19 protein-coding genes are annotated in these 19,325 nt (G+C 65.8%); 15 read left to right on the top strand and 4 right to left on the bottom strand.

Features of this window, described 5'->3' with window-relative positions; translation table 11 throughout:
* The first annotated feature begins 2 nt into the window (after positions 1–2).
* From QC821_RS11315 to QC821_RS11290, 6 genes are all read left to right on the top strand, one after another.
* On the top strand, positions 3–983 hold the full coding sequence (locus QC821_RS11315) for an alpha-L-glutamate ligase-like protein (RefSeq protein ID WP_309721192.1): 981 nt from the start codon (positions 3–5) through the stop codon (positions 981–983).
* A gap of 58 nt (positions 984–1,041) precedes the next feature.
* Positions 1,042–1,479 (top strand): Fur family transcriptional regulator, encoded by a 438-nt coding sequence (locus QC821_RS11310; protein ID WP_309721189.1) that lies wholly within the window; start codon positions 1,042–1,044, stop codon positions 1,477–1,479.
* Positions 1,476–1,922 carry a phosphoribosyl-AMP cyclohydrolase gene (hisI, locus tag QC821_RS11305; protein ID WP_309721186.1) on the top strand — a complete coding sequence of 149 codons (447 nt, stop codon included), beginning with the start codon at positions 1,476–1,478 and terminating at the stop codon, positions 1,920–1,922. Before QC821_RS11310 ends, hisI begins: the two co-directional genes overlap by 4 nt.
* Before the next feature lie 3 nt (positions 1,923–1,925).
* Positions 1,926–2,285, top strand: coding sequence for a membrane protein insertion efficiency factor YidD (gene yidD / locus QC821_RS11300; protein WP_422720106.1), 360 nt, complete (start codon positions 1,926–1,928; stop codon positions 2,283–2,285).
* A 128-nt stretch (positions 2,286–2,413) separates the two neighbouring features.
* The gene (locus tag QC821_RS11295) at positions 2,414–2,998 is read left to right on the top strand and encodes a DJ-1/PfpI family protein (RefSeq protein ID WP_309721183.1); all 585 of its coding nucleotides are present in this window, start codon (positions 2,414–2,416) and stop codon (positions 2,996–2,998) included.
* 99 nt (positions 2,999–3,097) lie between these two features.
* On the top strand, positions 3,098–3,466 hold the full coding sequence (locus QC821_RS11290; RefSeq protein WP_309721180.1) for a ribbon-helix-helix domain-containing protein: 369 nt from the start codon (positions 3,098–3,100) through the stop codon (positions 3,464–3,466).
* A gap of 5 nt (positions 3,467–3,471) precedes the next feature.
* On the opposite strand, the gene QC821_RS11285 is transcribed toward QC821_RS11290, so the two are convergent.
* On the bottom strand, positions 3,472–3,900 hold the full coding sequence (locus tag QC821_RS11285) for a SufE family protein (RefSeq protein ID WP_309721178.1): 429 nt from the start codon (positions 3,898–3,900) through the stop codon (positions 3,472–3,474).
* 28 nt (positions 3,901–3,928) lie between these two features.
* Positions 3,929–5,071 (bottom strand): tyrosine-type recombinase/integrase, encoded by a 1,143-nt coding sequence (locus tag QC821_RS11280; RefSeq protein WP_309721564.1) that lies wholly within the window; start codon positions 5,069–5,071, stop codon positions 3,929–3,931.
* A 274-nt stretch (positions 5,072–5,345) separates the two neighbouring features.
* Here QC821_RS11280 and QC821_RS11275 point away from each other — a divergent pair, with 274 nt between their 5' ends.
* Positions 5,346–6,311 carry a DNA-binding protein gene (locus tag QC821_RS11275; RefSeq protein WP_309721175.1) on the top strand — a complete coding sequence of 322 codons (966 nt, stop codon included), beginning with the start codon at positions 5,346–5,348 and terminating at the stop codon, positions 6,309–6,311.
* A gap of 88 nt (positions 6,312–6,399) precedes the next feature.
* Here QC821_RS11275 and nfuA read toward each other — a convergent pair whose 3' ends face one another.
* Positions 6,400–6,990, bottom strand: a complete 591-nt coding sequence (gene nfuA / locus QC821_RS11270) for a Fe-S biogenesis protein NfuA (protein WP_309721172.1) — start codon at positions 6,988–6,990, stop codon at positions 6,400–6,402.
* Positions 6,991–7,201: 211 nt separating this feature from the next.
* Here nfuA and metH point away from each other — a divergent pair, with 211 nt between their 5' ends.
* From metH to QC821_RS11240, 6 genes are all read left to right on the top strand, one after another.
* Positions 7,202–10,903: a methionine synthase gene (gene metH, locus QC821_RS11265; protein WP_309721170.1), complete on the top strand. Its 3,702-nt coding sequence runs from the start codon at positions 7,202–7,204 to the stop codon at positions 10,901–10,903.
* Positions 10,904–10,957: 54 nt separating this feature from the next.
* Positions 10,958–12,286, top strand: coding sequence for an MATE family efflux transporter (locus QC821_RS11260; RefSeq protein ID WP_309721168.1), 1,329 nt, complete (start codon positions 10,958–10,960; stop codon positions 12,284–12,286).
* A 30-nt stretch (positions 12,287–12,316) separates the two neighbouring features.
* Positions 12,317–13,405 carry an ABC transporter substrate-binding protein gene (locus tag QC821_RS11255; RefSeq protein ID WP_309721165.1) on the top strand — a complete coding sequence of 363 codons (1,089 nt, stop codon included), beginning with the start codon at positions 12,317–12,319 and terminating at the stop codon, positions 13,403–13,405.
* Positions 13,402–15,375 carry a putative bifunctional diguanylate cyclase/phosphodiesterase gene (locus QC821_RS11250; protein ID WP_309721161.1) on the top strand — a complete coding sequence of 658 codons (1,974 nt, stop codon included), beginning with the start codon at positions 13,402–13,404 and terminating at the stop codon, positions 15,373–15,375. The genes QC821_RS11255 and QC821_RS11250 overlap by 4 nt, the downstream gene beginning before the upstream one ends.
* A gap of 101 nt (positions 15,376–15,476) precedes the next feature.
* On the top strand, positions 15,477–17,129 hold the full coding sequence (locus tag QC821_RS11245) for a nitrite/sulfite reductase (protein WP_309721158.1): 1,653 nt from the start codon (positions 15,477–15,479) through the stop codon (positions 17,127–17,129).
* Positions 17,122–17,640, top strand: a complete 519-nt coding sequence (locus QC821_RS11240; protein ID WP_309721156.1) for a DUF934 domain-containing protein — start codon at positions 17,122–17,124, stop codon at positions 17,638–17,640. The genes QC821_RS11245 and QC821_RS11240 overlap by 8 nt, the downstream gene beginning before the upstream one ends.
* 89 nt (positions 17,641–17,729) lie before the next feature.
* On the opposite strand, the gene smrA is transcribed toward QC821_RS11240, so the two are convergent.
* Positions 17,730–18,314 (bottom strand): DNA endonuclease SmrA, encoded by a 585-nt coding sequence (smrA, locus tag QC821_RS11235; protein ID WP_309721154.1) that lies wholly within the window; start codon positions 18,312–18,314, stop codon positions 17,730–17,732.
* Positions 18,315–18,398: 84 nt separating this feature from the next.
* On the opposite strand from smrA, the gene QC821_RS11230 reads away from it, so the two are divergent.
* Positions 18,399–18,812: a gamma-glutamylcyclotransferase family protein gene (locus QC821_RS11230; RefSeq protein WP_309721151.1), complete on the top strand. Its 414-nt coding sequence runs from the start codon at positions 18,399–18,401 to the stop codon at positions 18,810–18,812.
* Positions 18,813–18,946: 134 nt separating this feature from the next.
* Entirely contained in the window at positions 18,947–19,300 is a 354-nt protein-coding gene (locus QC821_RS11225) for an ArsC/Spx/MgsR family protein (RefSeq protein ID WP_309721149.1), read from the top strand.
* Positions 19,301–19,325: the final 25 nt, after the last annotated feature.

Below are 19,325 nucleotides of genomic sequence, written 5' to 3'. Positions count from 1 at the left end.
CAATGTGGACCACGCCAGGACGGCTCAGAGCCAAGGGCATCGTCGGCATGAACCGGCGCAATATCCGCTATATCGGCCGCTACAACGACCGCCGGCTCTATCCGCTGGTGGACGACAAGCTGAAGACCAAGCTACTCGCCAAGGAGTTCGGTATTACCACGCCGGCGCTGATCGGCACCATCAAGAGCCAGTTCGAGGTCAAGGGCGTGGCCAGGATGGTCGCCCCCCACCCCGGCTTCGTGATCAAGCCGGCCAAGGGCAGCGGCGGCAAGGGCATTCTGGTCATCGAGCGGGCCGAAGGCGACAGCTACATCAAGCCCAGCGGTGCGGTCCTGAACCATGTCGATATCGAGCGGCATGTGTCCAACATCCTGTCGGGCCTCTACTCACTGGGCGGTTCACCGGACGTTGCGGTGGTCGAGGCGCTGATCAACTTCGACGAATCGCTTTCGGTCTATACCTACGAGGGCGTGCCGGACATTCGCGTGATCATCTTCCAGGGCTACCCGGTCATGGCCATGATGCGCCTCTCCACCGCGGCCTCCGATGGCAAGGCCAACCTGCACCAGGGCGCGGTCGGCGTAGGCCTGGATATCGCCAGCGGCGGTGCGCTGCGCGGCGTACAGTTCGACCGCTCGCGCAGCGATCATCCGGACACCGGACACGAGCTTGCCAGCCTGCAGATCCCCGGCTGGCAGACACTGCTGGAGCTCGCCGCCGGCTGCTTCGAGATGACCGGGCTCGGCTATCTTGGCACTGACATGGTGCTGGACCGCGACAAGGGCCCCATGCTGCTCGAGCTCAACGCCCGCCCCGGGCTGGCCATTCAGATGGCCAACGGTGAAGGGCTGCGGCCACGCCTCGACCTCATCGAACGGCAGCCACCGGGGGTTAGCGTCGAGGAGCGCGTCGCCTTCGCCCAGCGTCACTTTGCCCGCCGCGGCGAGCTGCAGCCATCCGAGCAGGTTCCCTGCCCGGCGTGATTGGCCGTCAGCGGGTTGGCCGCGTAGAATAACCGCTCATTGCATAATCAGGCTCATCATGTCCGACGCCAATTCCCTGATCCAGCAAGCGGATCGGCAGTGCCAGCAACGTGGCGTGCGCTTCACGCCAATCAGGCGCCGCGTGCTCGAAATGATCGCCAGCGCCGACGGCGGTCTGAAGGCCTATGACCTCCTCGACAAGCTCGCCGTGGAGCACGCGTCGGCGCGCCCGCCAACGATATATCGCGCCCTGGAATTTCTCATCGAACAGGGGCTGGTGCATCGCATCGAGTCGCTCAATGCCTATGTCGCCTGCCCCTGCCCCGAGCACGCCCACGGCTTTCAGCTGCTGATCTGTCGCGCCTGTGGTCGCGTCGAGGAGCTGCATCTCGACGACGTCAACGCTCAGTTGGCCAGCCGGGCGAGCAGTCTGGGCTTTCGCGTCGAACGCCAGACCATCGAGCTGTTGGGAATCTGCGAGGAGTGTAGCGCATGAGTCAGCTGTTCAAGGATCTCGAACGCGCCGACGTTGGCGAGGGCGTGGAGCTCGACGCCCTGCTGGCAGCGGCCAAGTGGAACGCCGACGGCCTGATACCCGCCATTGCCCAGCAGCACGATAGCGGCGAAGTGCTGATGATGGCGTGGATGAATCCCACGGCGCTGCGTGAAAGCCTCGCTACCCGCCGGGTCTGCTACTGGTCGCGCTCGCGCGGCAAGCTGTGGCGCAAGGGAGAGTCGTCCGGCCAGCAGCAGCACCTGGTCAGCGCCGCCCTGGATTGTGACGGCGACACCCTGCTGCTGCAGGTCGACCAGCACGGCCCTGCCTGCCACACTGGCCGGCGCAGCTGCTTCTATGTGGCTCTGGATGCCGAGCGGGCGCGCGTCAGCAGCGAGCCGCTGATCGACCCGGATACCCTCTACGGCAAGGGCCAGGCCTAGACGATGCGCCGCCTGGCCGGATACGTGCGCGGTTTTCTGCACCTGCTGGGCCGGCTGGCGAGCCGCCTGCTGGGCGGACTGATGATCGGCCTGGTGCACGTCTACCAATGGCTGATCAGCCCCCTGCTGGGCCCCCGCTGCCGCTACTGGCCGAGTTGCTCGCACTACACGCTGGAAGCACTCCAGACGCATGGACCCCTCAAGGGCGGCTGGCTCGCCCTGCGCCGCATCCTGCGCTGCCACCCCGGCGCCGACGGGGGGATCGACCCGGTGCCCGGTGGACCAAGCGAGCGACTATGCCGCGAGGATCCCGAGCTCGACGAGCACTTTCGGCCCCGTGACGGCGCCTGTCGTCACCACTGATTCCCCCCGCCAGCCTGTCCTCCCTGTAGTAGCCCGCTACCACCTCGATGGCGCCTGGTTATGCCAGAGTGATCGTCTCCGCCTGTGTCGGAGACGCCAATCACAAGATCACGAGGAGGAGTGTCGTCATGTCCACCCAACGACTGTTGCTGCTATGTGGGGATTTCGTCGAGGACTACGAGATCATGGTGCCTTTCCAGGCCCTGCAGGCGGTGGGCTATCGGGTCGATGCGGTCTGCCCCGACAAGGCCGCAGGCGACTCGGTGGCCACCGCCATCCATGACTTCGAGGGTGACCAGACCTATACCGAGAAGCCCGGCCATCGTTTTACCCTCAATGCGGATTTCGCCAGCGTCACGCCGGCCGACTATGACGGCCTGGTCATACCCGGCGGCCGGGCCCCGGAATATCTGCGCCTGAATGCTGACGTCACCGCACTGGTGCGCCACTTCTTCGAGACCAACAAGCCGGTGGCGGCGATCTGCCATGGGGCCCAACTGTTGGCCGCTGCCGGCGTGCTCGAGGGGCGGCGCTGCTCGGCCTACCCCGCCTGCCGGCCCGACGTGGAGCTGGCCGGCGGCAGCTATGCCGATATTGCCGTGGATGACGCCATCACCGAGGGCAACCTGGTCAGCGCACCGGCCTGGCCGGCGCATCCGGCCTGGATCGCGCAATTCCTCGCCCTGCTCGGCACGCGGATCAGCCACGCCTGACGCGCCCGGCATCCTTGGCGCCGGACGCCTCGTCGCGGCGACGGCGCCAGACTATGCTATGGGAGAGACGATCCCGTAGCGTACGAGGAGAATTCGACGATGTGCAGGCTCTTCGTGGGTGCCGACCCCGATCTATGGGAGGCGCAGACCCGCTCCATTCGCCTTGATGGAGTCTCCACCAGCGTGCGACTGGAGAGCTTCTTCTGGTACCTGCTCGAGGAGATCGGCCAACGTGACGGGCTGACCCTGGGGCAGTTGCTGACGCGCCTGGCCAGAGAATCCAGCGAGGCTGGCCATGACCTGGCTAACTTCGCCTCGTTCCTGCGCGTCTGCTGCGCCCGCTACCAGGCCCTGCAGCTGGCCGGCGACATTCCCACCGATCGCGGCGTGGCGATCGCCGCCCTTGACGCACCGGCGATCCTGGCCCGGGAAGAACGGCAACGCGCGCATCCACCGCTATCGGCCTAGCTTGCTCAGGCGGCTTCGCGCTGGGCCACATCGTAAATCCGCGTCAACATGGCATGCAGGCCGTTGCTGCGGGTCGGCGAGAGGTGCTTGTCGAGCCCTAGCGCCTCGAGGAAGCTGGGTTCGGTGGCGACCACCTCCTGGGGTTCGCGATCATTGTAGATGCGGAGCAGCACGGCGATCAGCCCGGAGACGATAGCGGCATCCGAGGTGGCGTCGAAATGCAGGCGCTCGCCGTCGCGGGCGTGGCGAATCCAGACGTTGGACTGACAGCCCTGGATCTTGTAGTCAGGGGTCTTCCACTCATCGGGGAAGGTCGGCAGCTGCTTGCCGAGGTCGATGATGTACTGATAGCGATCCATCCAGTTGTCGAACATCGCGAATTCGTCGATGAGCGCCTGCTGGGCCGCCTGGGTCGTGGGTTCCTGCGTTGACATGATGGCTCCTTCTCCTCGAATGGAGTCATTATACCGGCCCATCGCCGCTCGTGTCCGCCCCGCTCCGCCGACTGCCGGTATACAGCGAATGACGCGAGACCTGCTGCTGCCATTCCTCGGCTTCGGCGTGCAGGTAGCGCGCCGTGGTGTCGAGCCGTGCATGGCGAGCGGTCATCGCCAGGTAGCGCAGCTCGACGCCACGCTGCGCCTGGTGGGTCAAGGCGGTATGCCGCAGCCAGTGCGGTGAGGCCTGGCGCAGCCTGGGCGCCATGGCCGCCAGCGATGGCGCTACGTCGCCGCGACCCCCCGCGGCCTCCAGGGCGCCTGCCGCCTCGGCGAAGGCCGACTTGATCAGCCGATAGAGCTGGTTGTCGCCTAGCCCACGCTTGCCATCCAGCCCGCGCAGCAGCGGGCCGCTATCACGCGAATCGGGCTCCGCGGCGAGTTCCAGTGCCTGGCGCCATTCACCGAGCAGCGCCAGTGCTTCCGGCGGCAGCGGAATCTCGGCGCGCTTGTCGCCCTTGCCGGTCACCCGCCACCACCAGCGACCCTCGATCAGGTACACATCCTCCATGCGCGCCGCGGCCAGCTCGGCGATGCGCGGGGCCAGCAGATAGACAAAGCCGAACAGGAAGCGACGCCGCTGCCAGCGCAGCACCTCGCGCCTGCTGGCGCCCTCCCCCGGCGGCTGGTTGATCCAGGTCCATAGCCAGTCCCACAGCGGTCGCTCGAGGTAACGCTCGATGCGCCCGCCGCGATTATCGAGCCGGCGGCGCTTGTCGCGCATCAGCCGAAAGGGGTTGTGGCGCACCCAGCCGGCGTCAGTCAGCCAGGCAAACATGCCCTGCAGAATCACCAGGCTCTGCCGACGGCTAGCCGCCGACAGCGGCCCACGAAATGGCCGCCATTCGCTGCTGGCCCGTGGCCGCGGCGGTCCGATCCAGCGCTCGGCGGGTCGAGGGTCGGCGAGAAAGGATTCGAACTCGGCGAGGTGCTCGCGGCGCAGCCCCTCCAGCGCCAAGCCGCGCCCGGCCAGCCATAGCAGCAGGCGCTCGGCCTCCTTGCGATAGGCGCGCTGGGTCTGCGGGCTGGCCGCGTACTCCGCCAGCCACAGCCTGACCGCCTCGCTATCGCTGCGGGCAGCGATATGCACGCCGTCGTCATTTGGCAGTAGCGCCTGCTCAGGCTGGGTTGTCGCAAGCCCTCCGAGGGTCGCTATCTCGTGCTGTTCCAAGTGCCCGCCTCCTCGGTTGCCCGTAGCCCGCAGTATCGACCCATTGCCGGCAGATAATCAAGATAATGCGGGTAATCATGAATTAATACGTCATTTCATAGTGTATTTTACGTAAAACGTAATACGTAAAATGCTTCCTTTTCGGTCGCTACGGCGCTAGGCTGCGGCATGGCAACGAGCGGTTTGCAGCCACCGTGACGAGGAGAGCGATATGGCAAGGAACGGCGTGCAGTTCGAGGACGTCCAGCGGGCGGTCGATGCCCTGCTGCAGCGGGGCGAGACGCCCAGCGTGCAGAAGGTGCGCGAGGTATTGGGCACCGGCAGCTTTACGACCATCAGCGATCACCTCCGCGAGTGGCGTCAGCAGCGCGAGGAGAACCGCGCCACGCCCCACCCCCAGGCGATCCCCGAGGCGCTGCAGTCACTCATGGGCGAGCTGTGGCACAAGGCGGAAGAAGCCGCCAGCGAAGGACTTGCACACTATCGCCAGGAGGCCGACCGACGCGTCGAGGCGGCGCAGCAGGCCAGCGCCGAGAGCCAGCGGCTCGCCGAGCATGCCGCCCAGCGCGAAGCCGCCCTCGCCGATCATCTTGGTCAGGTGCAGGCCAGCCTGGATGAGCGCAGCCAGCGCCTGGCCAAGGCCGAAGCGGAGCGCGATGCGCTGCAGTCGCGGCTGGCGGAGGCCGAGCACCAGCATCAGCGGCTCACGGCGCAGCTGGCTCAGCTGCAGCAGCAGCGGGACCGGCAGGCCGAAACCCACCGCGAGGCGCTGGAGGCCCAGGCCGAACGCCACCGCGAAGCGCTGCAGCAGGAAGAGCAGCGCCACGAGGCCGCCGAAGCACGCCTGATGGGTCTGCTGGATGCCGCTCGCCAAGAGCGCCAGGCGGCAGACAAGCAGCACGCCGAGCGCCAGGCTCAGCTCGAGGCGCGCCTCGAGGCACGCGATCAGCAGCTGCAGGAGCAGCGTAGCGCCCTCGCCGAGCAGGAGCGCCGTCAGCGCGAGGCGAGCCTGCAGCGTCAACAGGCGCAGGATGCGCTGGCCGATGCGCGGCAACGTAGCGATGCGTTGACCAGCCAGCTGAGCTCTCGTGAGAAGGCCCTGGAGGAGAGCCGCCAGCGGCTAGCCGAAGTCGAAGCGCGACTGGCCAGGGCCAGCCTGCCACCCTTTACCTACTGAACGCATGCCCAAACGCAGCAGAGCCGCTCATGGAGCGGCTCTGCAAGGGAACAGGCGAGAGGAAAGCCGGCCTGGATGCCGGCCCCCCTTAGCGGTAGTACGCCTGGCTGGTGTCGGAGTGGTCGGTGACGTCGCGAATCCCGGCGAGCTCGGGGATGCGCTCGATCAGGGTCTTTTCGACGCCGTCCTTGAGGGTCAGGTCGACCGCGGCACAGCCTTGGCAGCCGCCGCCGAACGCCAGCACCGCGACGTTCTCGTCGGTCAGCTGGATCAGCTTGATCTCGCCGCCGTGGGCGGCAAGGCCGGGGTTGATCTCGCTGTAGAGCACGTAGTTGACGCGGTCTTCCAGTGGGCTGTCGGCGTTGACCTTGGGCATCTTGGCATTGGGGGCCTTGATGGTCAGCTGACCGCCCATGCGATCAGCGTTGAAGTCGACCACCGCCTCATCGAGGAATGCCAAGCTGTGCTTGTCGAGGTAGACACGGATCTTGTCGAGCTCGAGCAGCTCGTCGCTCGGCTCCTCTTCGCCCGGGCGGCAGTAGGCCAGGCAGGTCTCGGCGTAGGGCGTACCGGGCTGGGTGATGAAGATGCGCACCGCAATGCCCTCGACGTTCTGCTTCTCGAGCAGCTCGGCGAGGTAGTCCTGGGCGCTATCGGTAATCTCGATGCTCTGGCTCATGATGTCGTCAGTCCTGGAACCGATGGGCAGATGAATAGTGCCATGGTAAGGAAAAGTCCTCGGCGACACAATCCCGAGTGAAATACTCGGTTTTGTCGCCCCTGCCCCGCGCCAGACGCTTTCTGTTACCATACGCGGCTATATCGAGACGGCGTGGGACGCCTGCCCCGACCCTCGCTGCAGACCCTGACGCTGGAGACGTATCCCCATCATGGCCGCCGTTGACACCGCCGTTACCGCCTTGCTTCGTGAGCAACTCGCACGCCGTATCCTGATCCTCGACGGCGGCATGGGTACCATGCTGCAGAATGCCGACCTCAGCGAAGAGGAGTTTCGCGGCGAGCGCTTCAAGGAGTGGCCCAGCGACCTCAAGGGCAACAACGACCTGCTGGCGCTGACCTGCCCGGACGTGGTGACGCGAATCCACCGCGACTACCTGGAAGCCGGCGCCGACATCATCGAGACCAACACCTTCAACAGCACCCAGCTGTCCCAGGCCGACTACGGCATGCAGTCGCTGGTGGTCGAGCTCAACCGCGAAGCGGCGCGGCTGGCCCGCGAGGTGTGCGATGCCGTCGCCAGTGAGACCGGCGTGCCGCGCTATGTGGCAGGGGTGCTTGGCCCCACCTCACGCACCGCCTCGCTGTCGCCGGACGTCAACGATCCGGCCAAGCGCAACGTCACCTTCGACGAGCTGCGCGACAACTACTACGAAGCCGCCGAGGCATTGATCGAGGGCGGTTCGGATCTGATCCTGATCGAAACCATCTTCGACACCCTCAACGCCAAGGCGGCGATCTTCGCCCTCGAGCAGCTGTTCGACGATCGCGGCGAGCGCCTGCCGGTGATGATCTCCGGCACCATCACCGACGCCTCGGGGCGCACCCTCTCGGGCCAGACCACCGAGGCGTTCTGGAACTCGATTCGCCACGCCCAGCCGCTGTCGGTGGGCCTCAACTGCGCGCTGGGCGCCGCGGAGCTGCGCCCCTACCTCGAGGAACTCTCGACCAAGGCCGACACCTTCGTTTCGGCTCACCCCAACGCCGGCCTGCCCAACGAGTTCGGCGAGTACGATCAGACCCCCGAAGAGATGGCGGAGATCGTCGCCGAGTTCGCCGACAGCGGGATGGTCAACATCATCGGCGGCTGCTGCGGCTCGACGCCCGAGCATATCCGGGCCATCGCCGAGGCGGTACGCAATACCTCGCCGCGCCAGGTGCCCGAACGTCCACGGGCCTGCCGCCTGTCGGGGCTCGAGCCGTTCAACATCGAGCATGACTCGCTGTTCGTCAACGTCGGCGAACGCACCAACGTTACCGGGTCGGCGCGCTTCAAGCGGCTGATCGTCGACGAGGACTACACCACCGCCCTCGAAGTGGCCCTGGAGCAGGTCGAGAACGGCGCCCAGGTCATCGACATCAACATGGACGAGGGCATGCTCGAGTCACAGGAAGCGATGGTGCGCTTCCTCAACCTGATCGCCGGCGAGCCGGATATCTCCCGGGTGCCGATCATGATCGACTCCTCCAAGTGGGAGATCATCGAGGCCGGCCTGAAGTGCGTACAGGGCAAGGCGGTGGTCAACTCGATCTCCATGAAGGAGGGCGAAGACGCCTTCCGCGAGCAGGCCACCGCCTGCCGTCGCTACGGGGCGGCCATCGTGGTGATGGCCTTTGACGAAGACGGCCAGGCCGACACCTTCGCGCGCAAGGCCGAGATCTGCGAGCGCGCCTATCGGCTGCTGGTGGACGAGATCGGCTTCCCGCCGGAAGACATCATCTTCGACCCCAATATCTTCGCCATCGCCACCGGTATCGAGGAGCACAACAACTACGCCGTCGACTTCATCCAGGCCACCCAGTGGATCCGTGAGCACCTGCCCCACGCCATGGTCTCCGGCGGCGTGTCCAACGTCTCCTTCTCGTTCCGCGGCAACAACCCGGTGCGCGAGGCGATCCACTCGGTGTTCCTCTACCACGCCATCCGCGCCGGCCTGACCATGGGCATCGTCAACGCCGGCCAGCTGGCGGTCTACGACGACCTGCCCGCCGAACTGCGCGAAACGGTAGAAGACGTGGTGCTCAACCGGCGCAGCGACGGCACCGAGCGTCTCCTCGACATCGCCGACAAGTACAAGGGCGACGGCTCCGGCGCGGCCAAGAAGGAGGACCTCGAGTGGCGCAGCTGGCCGGTCAACAAGCGCATCGAGCACGCCCTGGTCAAGGGCATCACCGCGCATATCGAGGACGACACCGAGCAGGCCAGGGCCCAAGCCGAGCGCCCCATCGAGGTCATCGAAGGTCCGCTGATGGACGGCATGAACGTGGTCGGCGACCTGTTCGGCGACGGCAAGATGTTCCTGCCCCAGGTGGTCAAGTCGGCCCGTGTCATGAAGCAGGCGGTGGCCTACCTGATTCCCTATATCGAGGCGGAAAAGAGCGAAGAGACCAAGGCCAAGGGCAAGATCGTCATGGCCACGGTCAAGGGTGACGTCCACGACATCGGCAAGAACATCGTCGGCGTCGTCCTGCAGTGCAACAACTACGAGGTGATCGACCTCGGCGTGATGGTGCCCGCCGAGAAGATCCTGCAGACCGCCCGGGAGCACAATGCCGACATCATCGGCCTGTCCGGGCTGATCACCCCGTCGCTGGATGAAATGGTCCACGTCGCCAAGGAGATGCAGCGCCAGGGCTTCGAGCTGCCGCTGCTGATCGGCGGCGCCACTACCTCCAAGGCCCACACCGCGGTCAAGATCGAGCCGCAGTACCAGCATCCGGTGATCTACGTCACCGACGCCTCGCGTGCCGTCGGCGTCGCCGGTCGCCTGCTGACGCCGAATCTCAAGCCGGCCTATGTGGCGGAGATTCGCGAAGAGTATGAGAAAGTCCGCGAGCGCAACGCCAAGCGCCGCCCCAAGGCAGCGGACCTCTCCTACGCCGAGGCCCGCAAGCGGCGCTTCCGCACCGACTGGACCAGCTTTACCCCACCCGCCCCGCAGTTCACCGGACTCAAGGTCTTTGATGACTACGACCTCGAGGAGCTGATCGAGCGCATCGACTGGACGCCGTTCTTCATGAGCTGGCAGCTGGCCGGCAAGTACCCCAAGATCCTCGACGACAAGGTGGTTGGCGAGGCGGCACGCAGCCTGTTCGCCGATGCCCAGGAGATGCTCGCCAAGCTGGTCGATGAAAAGCGCGTCCAAGCGCGCGGCGTGATCGGCCTGTGGCCGGCCAACAGCGTCGATGACGACGTCATCGAGGTCTACGCCGACGAGTCGCGCAGCGAGGTGGTCGAGCGGCTGCACCACATCCGCCAGCAAATGACCAAGAATCGCGACGGCATCTGCTACAGCCTGGCCGACTTCATCGCCCCCAAGGAGAGCGGTAAGCCCGACTGGATCGGTGGCTTCGCGGTCACCACCGGCCACGGCGTCGATGAACTGAGCAAGGCCTACGAAGCCGCCGGCGACGACTACAACGCGATCATGGTCCAGGCGCTGACCGACCGCCTCGCCGAAGCCTTTGCCGAGCGCATGCACGAGCGGGTGCGCAAGGAGTTCTGGGGCTATGTGCCGCAGGAGCAGCTCGACAACGAGGCGCTGATCGCCGAGAAGTACCAGGGCATTCGCCCGGCACCGGGCTACCCGGCCTGCCCCGACCACACCGAGAAAGCCACCCTGTTCCGGCTGCTCGACGCCGAGCGCCATAGCGGCCTGACGCTGACCGAGAGCTTCGCCATGTGGCCAGCGGCGGCGGTGTCGGGCTGGTACTTCGCGCATCCGCAGTCGAAGTATTTCGCCACCGGCAAGATCACCCGCGATCAGGTCGAAGTGCTGGCCGAGCGCAAGGGCATGCCGCGCACCGAACTCGAACGCTGGCTGTCGCCGGTGCTCTCCTACGACGCTGACTGACCATCGCCTGGGCCCGCGCTAGCGGGCCCTGTCATTGACCCGCTGGAACCCGGCATGCTGCCCGAGCCCACCCGACGCCGCACCATCCTCAAGCTGGCACTACCGATCATCGCCGGGATGCTGTCCCAGAGTCTGCTCAACCTGATCGACGCCGCCCTGGTCGGGCGTCTTGGCGAGGTGGCGCTGGCCGGGGTCGGCATCGGCGGCTATGCGATGTTCCTGGTCACCGCCATGCTGTTCGGGCTCTCCTCCGGGGTCCAGGCGCAGACCGCACGTCGCCACGGCGAACAGGCCTGGTCGCAGCGCGCCACCGCGCTCAACGCCGGCCTGCTGATCGCGCTGGCGGTCGCCGGCCCGCTGACCCTGGTATGCCTGTGGCAGGCGCCGCGGCTGCTGGCGCTGATCAACCAGGAGCCCGACGTCACTGGCGTGGCGGTGGAGTATTTCCGCTGGCGGGTGGTCTCGCTGGTACCGGTGGCAATGATCTTCTGCTTCCGCGGCTACTGGAACGGCATTCAGCAGACCGCCATCTACCTGCGCATCATCCTGTTCATGCACCTGGTCAACGTGGTGGCCAGCATCGGACTGATCTTCGGCTACGCTGGGCTGCCCGCCATGGGACCTGCCGGGGCCGGCGCCGGTACCAGCCTGTCGCTGTTCGTCGGGGCAATGACCTGGCTGCTGATCAGCGCTCGCCACGCTACCGCCAGCGGTTTCCTGTCGCGCTGGCCGCGGCGACCGACCTACGCCAGCACGCTGCGCCTGGCAACGCCGCACTCCTTCCAGCAGCTGTGGTTTGCTGCGGGCTATGCGGTGCTGTTCTGGATTCTCGGCCAGCTCGATACCGCGAGCGTGGCGGTGGGCCATGTGCTGGTCAATCTTTCGCTGTTCCTGATCCTGCCGGGGGTAGGCTTGGGCATGGCCGCCATGAGCCTGGTGGGCCAGGCGATGGGCCGCGACGCCCACCACGATGCCCACCGCTGGGGCTGGGATGTGGTCAGAGTTGCCTGGGCCTGTCTGGCGCTGCTGGCCCTGCCCATGCTATTGATGCCGGAGCTGGTACTTGGCCTGTTCCTGCACAATGAGGCACTGATAGACATGGGCCGCCTGCCGCTGCGCCTGACGGCGGTGATGATCGTGCTCGATGCCGCCGCCCTGGTGCTCGCCCAGGCCCTGCTCGGCGCCGGCGCCAATCGCACCGTGATGACGCTCACCCTGTCAATGCAGTGGCTGCTGTTCCTGCCACTTGCCTGGCTGGTGGGTGTCGCCCTCGAACAGGGCCTGGCAGGCATCTGGTGGGTGCAACTGGGCTACCGGGCGCTCAACTCGCTATGTTTTGCCTTGCTCTGGCAGCGGCGGCGCTGGCAGCGCTTGGCGGTCTGATCGCGATAACGATAACGAGGAGACGTGTACATGCGTGTGTTGGCCATCTGCCTGCTGTGCCTGGTGTCGCCGGTGCTGTTGGCCGCACCACTGAGCGTCACCTTCATCAATCCCGGCTACCAGGGCGAGCGCTTCTGGGACATGGTCAGCAGCACCATGCGCGCCGCGGCTGACGACCTCGATATCAGGCTTGCGGTCCACTATGCCCAGCGCGATCGACACGTCATGCAGGCCCTCGCTACGCAGGTGCTCGAGGGCGAGCAGCTACCGGACTACCTGGTGCTGGTCAATGAGGAGCAGTATGCCGTCGACCTGCTCGAACAGGCCGAGGCGCGCGGCGTCGACGTGCTGTTCCTGCTCAACGGCCCGAGTGCCGAGCAGCGTCTGCATACCGGCGCCCCCGGCGAACGCTACCGCCACTGGATCGGCGCCATCGAGCCCGACAACTTTGCCGCCGGCGCACGCATGGCCGAGGCGCTAGTCGAGGCGGCGCCGGCGCAGTCAGATCCACTTCCCACCCTGGCGCTGCTCGGCGATACCCTCACGCCCGCCTCCATCGGTCGCAATGGCGGCATGCTCGACGTGCTCCTCGACGAGCCGCGAGTCCGCCTCGATCGCCTGCTGACCGCGCACTGGAACCAGGAGGAGGCGCGTACCCTGACCGCCGGCTACCTGCGCTGGCTGGAGCGGCGCAACGAAGCGCCCGCGCTGATCTGGGCAGCCAACGACCCGATCGCCATCGGCGCCATCGAGGCGCTGCAGGATGCCGGCTTTACCCCCGGCGAAGACGTGCTGCTGGTGGGGCTCAACTGGTCGCCGGAAGGCATCCGGCGAGTTGCCCGTGGCGAGCTGCTGCTCACCGACGGCGGCCACTTCCTGGCCGGTGCCTGGGCCATGGTCATGCTGCGCGATCTGGCCGACGGCGTCATCGACATAGCGGATGCCAGCATCCGCTTCCCCATGGAGGCCCTGGATACCCACGACGTGGCCACGTTCGGCGAACGCCTCGTCGCGCCGGATTGGCGAGACATCGACTTTGCGCGCTTCCGCCATACCCCGGACGGCTATGACTTCTCGCCGCGGCGCGCCCTCGACATGCTGATGGAGGCTCGGCAATGAGCCGACGGCCGAGCCTCAATCAGCTGTTCATGCTGCGCCTGGTACCGCTGGCGCTGCTGGTGGCCATGGCGGTGAGCCTGGCCAATGCCTGGCACCTGCACAAACGCTTCGAAGTCGAGCTGGATCGCAAGGAGACCGAACTGCTGCGAATCGGCGCAAGCCTGCTGGCCGCGCCGCTGTGGAACTTCGACAACCAGGCCGTCAACGAGCTGGTCGAGACACTGCTGGCTGACGCCGACGTGGCCAGCGTCAGTGTCTACGACGATGCCGATACGCTGTTGCTGTCGCGCTTCGCGGGCGACGACCTGCAAGGCCTCCAGCAGCGGCGCGCCGCCATCATCTTCGAGAATGCCCTGCTGCGCCGCCAGCTTGGGTATCTCGAGCTGACCTTCACCCGCCAGCGGCTCAGCGAGCAGATCGGTTGGTCGGTGTTCTTCACCCTGCTGGCGGTCTCGCTGGTGGTGGTGGCGGTATTTGCCTGGACCATGCGTTTCAATCGGCTCCACGTGGTGGCCCCGCTGAATGCCATTCTCGATACGCTACGCGCGATGCGCAGCGGCCAGCCCTTCATGCCGCTGGTCAGCCATGCACCGGGCGAGGTCGGCGATGCGCTCCAGGCCTACAACAGCTTGGCGGTGCAGCTCGACCACGCACACCAGGAGATCGCCGCCCAGTCCCAGCGCGATGCCCTTACCGGCCTGCTCAACCGTCACGGCTTCTATGCGCACCTCAGCGGCTGGCTGGAAATGCATCCGCAGCGGCCACTCGGCATACTGCACATGGACATCAATCATTTCCGCTGGATCAACGAGAGCTTCGGCCAGGATGCCGGGAGCCAGCTGCTGCGCGATATCGCCAGGCGTCTCGAAGATCAGCTTGGTGCGCAGCTATGCCTGCCGCTGGCGCGGCTCGGCAGCGATGAGTTCGTGGCCGCCTTTGCCGATATCGATGCGCCCGCCCTGGCTCGCCATGCCCGCACCCTGCAGCGCAACATGCTGGAGCCTTTCGAGGTCTTCGACCAGCAGGTATTCGTGTCGATGAACCTGGGCGGCGCCCTCTTCCCCCAGCACGCCGCCACCGCCGAAGGATTGCTCAAGGTGGCGGAGCTCGCCCTGCACCGCGGCAAGGAGCGCAGTCCCGGCGAGTATCGGCTCTACCGGCCCTCGACCGTGCATCTGCCGGCCCACGAGATGATCGCGCTGGAGCGCGATCTGCATCGCGCGCTCAACGAGGACGGCCTGCGCCTGATGCTGCAGCCCATCGTCACCGCCGACTCCCAGCCCGGCGCCCGGGTGACGCTGGCCGGCGTGGAGGCGCTGGTGCGCATCGAGCATCCCGAGCGAGGCGTGCTCTCCCCCGATACCTTCATTCCGGTCGCCGAGGCCTCGGGACTGATCCTGCCGCTCGGGGCCTGGGTCATGGAGCAGGGCCTGGCCTGGCTCGCCGACGCGACCCGCCAGGGACTCGACACCCAGACCATCGCATTCAACGTCTCGGCGCGGGAAATTCACGCCGGCGGCTTGGTCGAGCGCCTCGCCGCCGGCCTCGAGCGGCATGACCTGGCCGCGCAGCGCATCATCCTCGAAGTCACCGAGAACGTGATGCTGGAGCACGACAGCGTCGTGCGGGAAACCTTCGATGCGCTACGCGCACTGGGCTGCAAGCTTGCCATCGACGACTTCGGCACCGGTTTCTCATCGCTGAGTTACCTGCAGCACCTGCCCTTCGATATCGTCAAGATCGACCGCTGCTTCGTCGGCGAGGTCCATACCGCCCCTCGTCAAGCCGCACTGGTAGCAGCAATGATCGAAATGGGTCATGCTTTGGGGTTGAGCGTTACCGTGGAGGGCATCGAGCTTCACGAGCAGGCAAGCCGCTGTCTTGCCAGCGGTGCCGATCACCTCCAGGGCTACTACTTCTGCCGGCCGCTGCCGGCCGCGGAAGCGCTGGCACGCTTCATAACTCTTTAATTAAAATCTATGATCATTTATTCTTTCAAAGAATAACGCGAGAGGAGTATCGTCCTCCCAGCGGCTATACCCATTCGCCCCGACTAGCAGGACAACCCTGAATGTATCGGTACGACACCTACGACCAGACGCTCGTCGACGAGCGCGTCGCCCAGTTCCGCGACCAGATGGCCCGCCATCTGGCCGGGCGCTTGCCGGAAGAAGAGTTCCGCCCGCTGCGCCTGCAGAACGGTCTGTACATCCAGAAGTATGCGCCGATGCTGCGCATCGCGATTCCCTACGGCATGCTGTCCAGCACTCAGCTGCGCGCCCTGGGTGATATCACGCGGCGCTACGACCGCGGCTATGGCCACTTCACCACCCGTCAGAACCTGCAGCTCAACTGGCCGGCGCTGGAGGACGTGCCCGAGATTCTCGCCGACCTGGCCAAGGTACAGATGCATGCCATCCAGACCAGCGGCAACTGCATTCGCAATACCACCAGCGATCAGTTCGCCGGTATCGCCAGCGATGAAGTCGAGGATCCGCGCCCCTGGTGTGAACTGATCCGCCAGTGGTCGACCCTGCACCCCGAATTCGCCTTCCTGCCGCGCAAGTTCAAGATCGCCGTCAGCGGCGCCGCCGAGGATCGTGCCGCCATCCAGGTTCACGACATCGGTCTACGGCTATGGCACGACAGCGACGGCAGCCTCAAGGTCAAGGTGCTCGCCGGCGGCGGCCTGGGCCGCACACCGATGATCGGTGACGTAGTGCGCGAGGACCTGCCCTGGCAGCACTTGCTGACCTATCTCGAGGCCTGTGTACGCGTCTACAACCAGTTCGGCCGCCGCGACAACAAGTTCAAGGCGCGCATCAAGATCCTGGTCAAGGCGCTGGGTATCGAAGAGTTCCGGCGGCGCGTCGACGCCGAGTGGGCGCATCTCAAGGATGGCCCGCAGACCCTGAATCAGGCCGCCGTGGACAACGCTCGCGCCCACTTCGTCGAGCCCGAGCGGCGCGCGGTGAGCGAGCAGGCCATCGCCACTTTCGAGGCACTGCGCGGCGAGAACCGTGCCTTCGCACGCTTCGTGACCAATAACGTCACCGACCACAAGGTGGCCGGCTACAAGGCCGTGACCCTGTCGCTGAAGCGCCGCGAGCATGCCCCCGGCGACGTCACCGCCGACCACATGGACGCCGTGGCCGACCTCGCCGAGCGCTATAGCTTCGGCGAGCTGCGCGTCACCCACGAGCAGAACCTGGTGCTCTCCGACGTGCCGGTGGACCAGCTCGAAGCACTGTGGCAGGAACTCGAAGCGCTGGGCATGGCCAACCCCACCGTGGGCACTCTCAACGACATCATCTGCTGCCCGGGGGGGGACTACTGCGGTCTCGCCAACGCAGTGTCGATCCCCATCGCCCAGGCGCTCCAGGAGCGCTTCGAGGATCTCGACTTCCTCTACGACCTGGGCCCGCTGGACCTCAATATCTCCGGCTGCATGAACGCCTGTGGTCATCACCATGTCGGCCATATTGGCATTCTCGGCGTCGACAAGAAGGGTGAGGAGTACTACCAGATCTCCATCGGCGGCAATGCCACCGACGACGCATCGCTGGGCAAGATACTCGGCCCCTCCTTCTATCGCGAGGATGTGCCCGAGGTGATCGACAAGGTACTCAAGGTGTACGTCGAGCAGCGCCATGACGACGAGCGTTTCCTCGATACCTATCGCCGCATCGGCCTCAAGCCGTTCAAGGAGCGAGTCTATGCCTGATACACAACTCGAGCATGCCCAGACGCTGATCAAGCTGGGCCAGCCGGAGCAGGACGAGTGGGCGCTGTCGCGGGTCGAGGAGGCGCTACCCACGCAGCGTCCGGTGATCGTACCGCTGGCCCTGTGGCAGGCCAATGCCGAGGATCCGCAGCTGGCGCCGTGGCTTGCCAGCGACACCCTGCTCGACGATGAGCTGGCCAAGGCCCTGGCCAAGGCACCGCTGGTGGCCATCGACTTTCCCGCCTTTACCGACGGCCGCGGCTACTCCCTGGCACGGCTGCTGCGCGAGCGCTATGGCTACCAGGCAGAGGTGCGCGCCATCGGCGACGTACTGGTCGACCAGCTCTACTACATGAGCCGCTGCGGCTTCGACGCCCTGGCCCTGCGCGACGATCAGCACCTCGACGATGCGCTGCGCGCGCTTGGCGCCTTCAGCGTCAGCTACCAGCCCGGCGTGGACGTTCAGGAGGCGCTCTTCGAGCGCCGCCTGCGCGAGGCCAACGGCGCCTGATCCGTGGCTCCCCGACGCAAGACGCCCGGCCTAGCCGGGCGTCTTGCGTTTGGCATCATCGTGGCAGGCAGGTGTTAGGTGCACGGGATTCAGCCGCGGCGCTTCTGCTGGCGCTCGCGGTTGTTGGCCCGCGCCCGCTCGGACTTGCGCAGCATCACCAGGGTGGCGCCCAGCCCGCCCTGTGAAGCCGGTGCCGAGGCGAAGGCCTGCACCTCGTCGAACTGCTGAAGCCACTTGACCAGGTAGGAGCGCAGCACGTTGGGCGGGCTGTCGATCTCGCGGCCGCGGCCGTGGATCACCATCAGGCTGCGCAACTCGGCGTGGTGTGCATCGCGGATGAACTGGAAGAGTTCGCGGCGGCACTCGGCAAGGGGCCGCTTGAGCAGATGCAGCCGTGCCTCGGCGGGATAGCCGCCCTGGCGCAGCCGCTCGAGCACGCCAACCTGGATGCCATCGTGGCGGTACTCCACCGGATCGTGGGCGCCGATCAGCTCGACGAAGTCATCGGACAGGAAGTTGTCGTCGTTGGTGGCATTGGCGGCATTTTCACGGCGTGCCAACTGGGCATCGCTGGGCGCCCGGCGAGCCGGGCGAACATCGGCCTTGTCACGTCCTCTCGGCAAGGGGCGCACGTCACCCATGAGCTGACTGAAACTGACGTCATCCTGTTGCATGGGCTCTCTCCTCACGTCGATACTTGAGCGATCATTATCACCATGTCGCTCTGACATCGAAAGCTTGCCACGGATTCGACTCCTATGCGCAAACGCTATCCGCTGATAGCCACCCTTGTCCTGAGCCCCTTGCTGCTGCTTGGCTACCTGTGGCTGACCATGCTCAGCCCGCTCACCTACGACCGCCCCGACCACCTGCCCCCGGTGGCCGAGGGCGAACATCGAGTCTTCGTCTACGGCACGCTGCGCCACCCGCTGGTGCGCTGGTGGGTGTATGGACGCACGGGGTCGCCCCAGCCGGCCAGGCTGGAAGGCTTTCGGCGCACACGACTCGACCTCGAACCCGCTGCAGATGATGCCGTCGACGGCCTGCTGCTGCACGTCGACCATGAAGAACTGGCGCGACTCGACCGCTATGAACGGCTTGGCATTCGCTATGAGCGAGTCGCCAAGCAGCTGGCTGATGGACGTACTGCCTGGGTTTATCGTCGCTTATAGGAGGTAAGTTGTCTGCTGCCACGATCTGCATAGATAACGGTATAAGTACGTGACCCCTTATAGGCCTGCCGCTTGTGACCGCCTCTGCGGGCACTCTACAATGGCCGGCTGAGTTATCCTGCCAAGGAGACGTGATGGCTGCCATCATCTACTACCACAACCCGCGCTGCTCGAAATCTCGTCAGGGCCTGGCGCTATTCGAGGCGCGCAACATCGAGCTCAAGGTGCGTCGCTACCTCGACACCCCTCTCGATATCACCGAGTTGACAGGATTGCTGGCGCGTCTCCAGTCTCCCCTTGCCAGCCTGGTACGCACCAATGAAACCAGCTGGAAGGCCATGAACATCGATATCGGCGACCAGCAGCGCACCCTCGAAGCCATTGTCGAGGACCCGCGACTCCTGCAACGCCCCATCGCCGACGACGGTCAGCGAGCCTTTATCGGACGCCCTCCCGAGGCCATGCTGGCCCTGCTCGACAACGCCTGAGCTCGCCCAATTGACTGGAGCCAAG

This window comes from Franzmannia qiaohouensis (genome assembly GCF_031451695.1).
Classification (GTDB): Bacteria; Pseudomonadota; Gammaproteobacteria; order Pseudomonadales; family Halomonadaceae; genus Franzmannia; species Franzmannia qiaohouensis.
This window is presented reverse-complemented; position numbering and strand designations above follow the sequence as displayed.

What these genes read in the sequence shown, in the direction of transcription:
- QC821_RS11230 (WP_309721151.1), top strand. Translation starts at nt 18,399, where the DNA reads ATGCGCAAACGCTATCCGCTGATAGCCACCCTTGTCCTGAGCCCCTTG.
- yidD (WP_422720106.1), top strand. Translation starts at nt 1,926, where the DNA reads ATGCGCCGCCTGGCCGGATACGTGCGCGGTTTTCTGCACCTGCTGGGC.
- hisI (WP_309721186.1), top strand. Translation starts at nt 1,476, where the DNA reads ATGAGTCAGCTGTTCAAGGATCTCGAACGCGCCGACGTTGGCGAGGGC.
- QC821_RS11290 (WP_309721180.1), top strand. Translation starts at nt 3,098, where the DNA reads ATGTGCAGGCTCTTCGTGGGTGCCGACCCCGATCTATGGGAGGCGCAG.
- nfuA (WP_309721172.1), bottom strand. Translation starts at nt 6,990, where the DNA reads ATGAGCCAGAGCATCGAGATTACCGATAGCGCCCAGGACTACCTCGCC.
- QC821_RS11240 (WP_309721156.1), top strand. Translation starts at nt 17,122, where the DNA reads ATGCCTGATACACAACTCGAGCATGCCCAGACGCTGATCAAGCTGGGC.
- QC821_RS11260 (WP_309721168.1), top strand. Translation starts at nt 10,958, where the DNA reads ATGCTGCCCGAGCCCACCCGACGCCGCACCATCCTCAAGCTGGCACTA.
- QC821_RS11285 (WP_309721178.1), bottom strand. Translation starts at nt 3,900, where the DNA reads ATGTCAACGCAGGAACCCACGACCCAGGCGGCCCAGCAGGCGCTCATC.
- QC821_RS11225 (WP_309721149.1), top strand. Translation starts at nt 18,947, where the DNA reads ATGGCTGCCATCATCTACTACCACAACCCGCGCTGCTCGAAATCTCGT.
- QC821_RS11245 (WP_309721158.1), top strand. Translation starts at nt 15,477, where the DNA reads ATGTATCGGTACGACACCTACGACCAGACGCTCGTCGACGAGCGCGTC.
- QC821_RS11295 (WP_309721183.1), top strand. Translation starts at nt 2,414, where the DNA reads ATGTCCACCCAACGACTGTTGCTGCTATGTGGGGATTTCGTCGAGGAC.
- QC821_RS11275 (WP_309721175.1), top strand. Translation starts at nt 5,346, where the DNA reads ATGGCAAGGAACGGCGTGCAGTTCGAGGACGTCCAGCGGGCGGTCGAT.
- smrA (WP_309721154.1), bottom strand. Translation starts at nt 18,314, where the DNA reads ATGCAACAGGATGACGTCAGTTTCAGTCAGCTCATGGGTGACGTGCGC.
- QC821_RS11255 (WP_309721165.1), top strand. Translation starts at nt 12,317, where the DNA reads ATGCGTGTGTTGGCCATCTGCCTGCTGTGCCTGGTGTCGCCGGTGCTG.
- QC821_RS11310 (WP_309721189.1), top strand. Translation starts at nt 1,042, where the DNA reads ATGTCCGACGCCAATTCCCTGATCCAGCAAGCGGATCGGCAGTGCCAG.
- metH (WP_309721170.1), top strand. Translation starts at nt 7,202, where the DNA reads ATGGCCGCCGTTGACACCGCCGTTACCGCCTTGCTTCGTGAGCAACTC.
- QC821_RS11250 (WP_309721161.1), top strand. Translation starts at nt 13,402, where the DNA reads ATGAGCCGACGGCCGAGCCTCAATCAGCTGTTCATGCTGCGCCTGGTA.
- QC821_RS11315 (WP_309721192.1), top strand. Translation starts at nt 3, where the DNA reads ATGTGGACCACGCCAGGACGGCTCAGAGCCAAGGGCATCGTCGGCATG.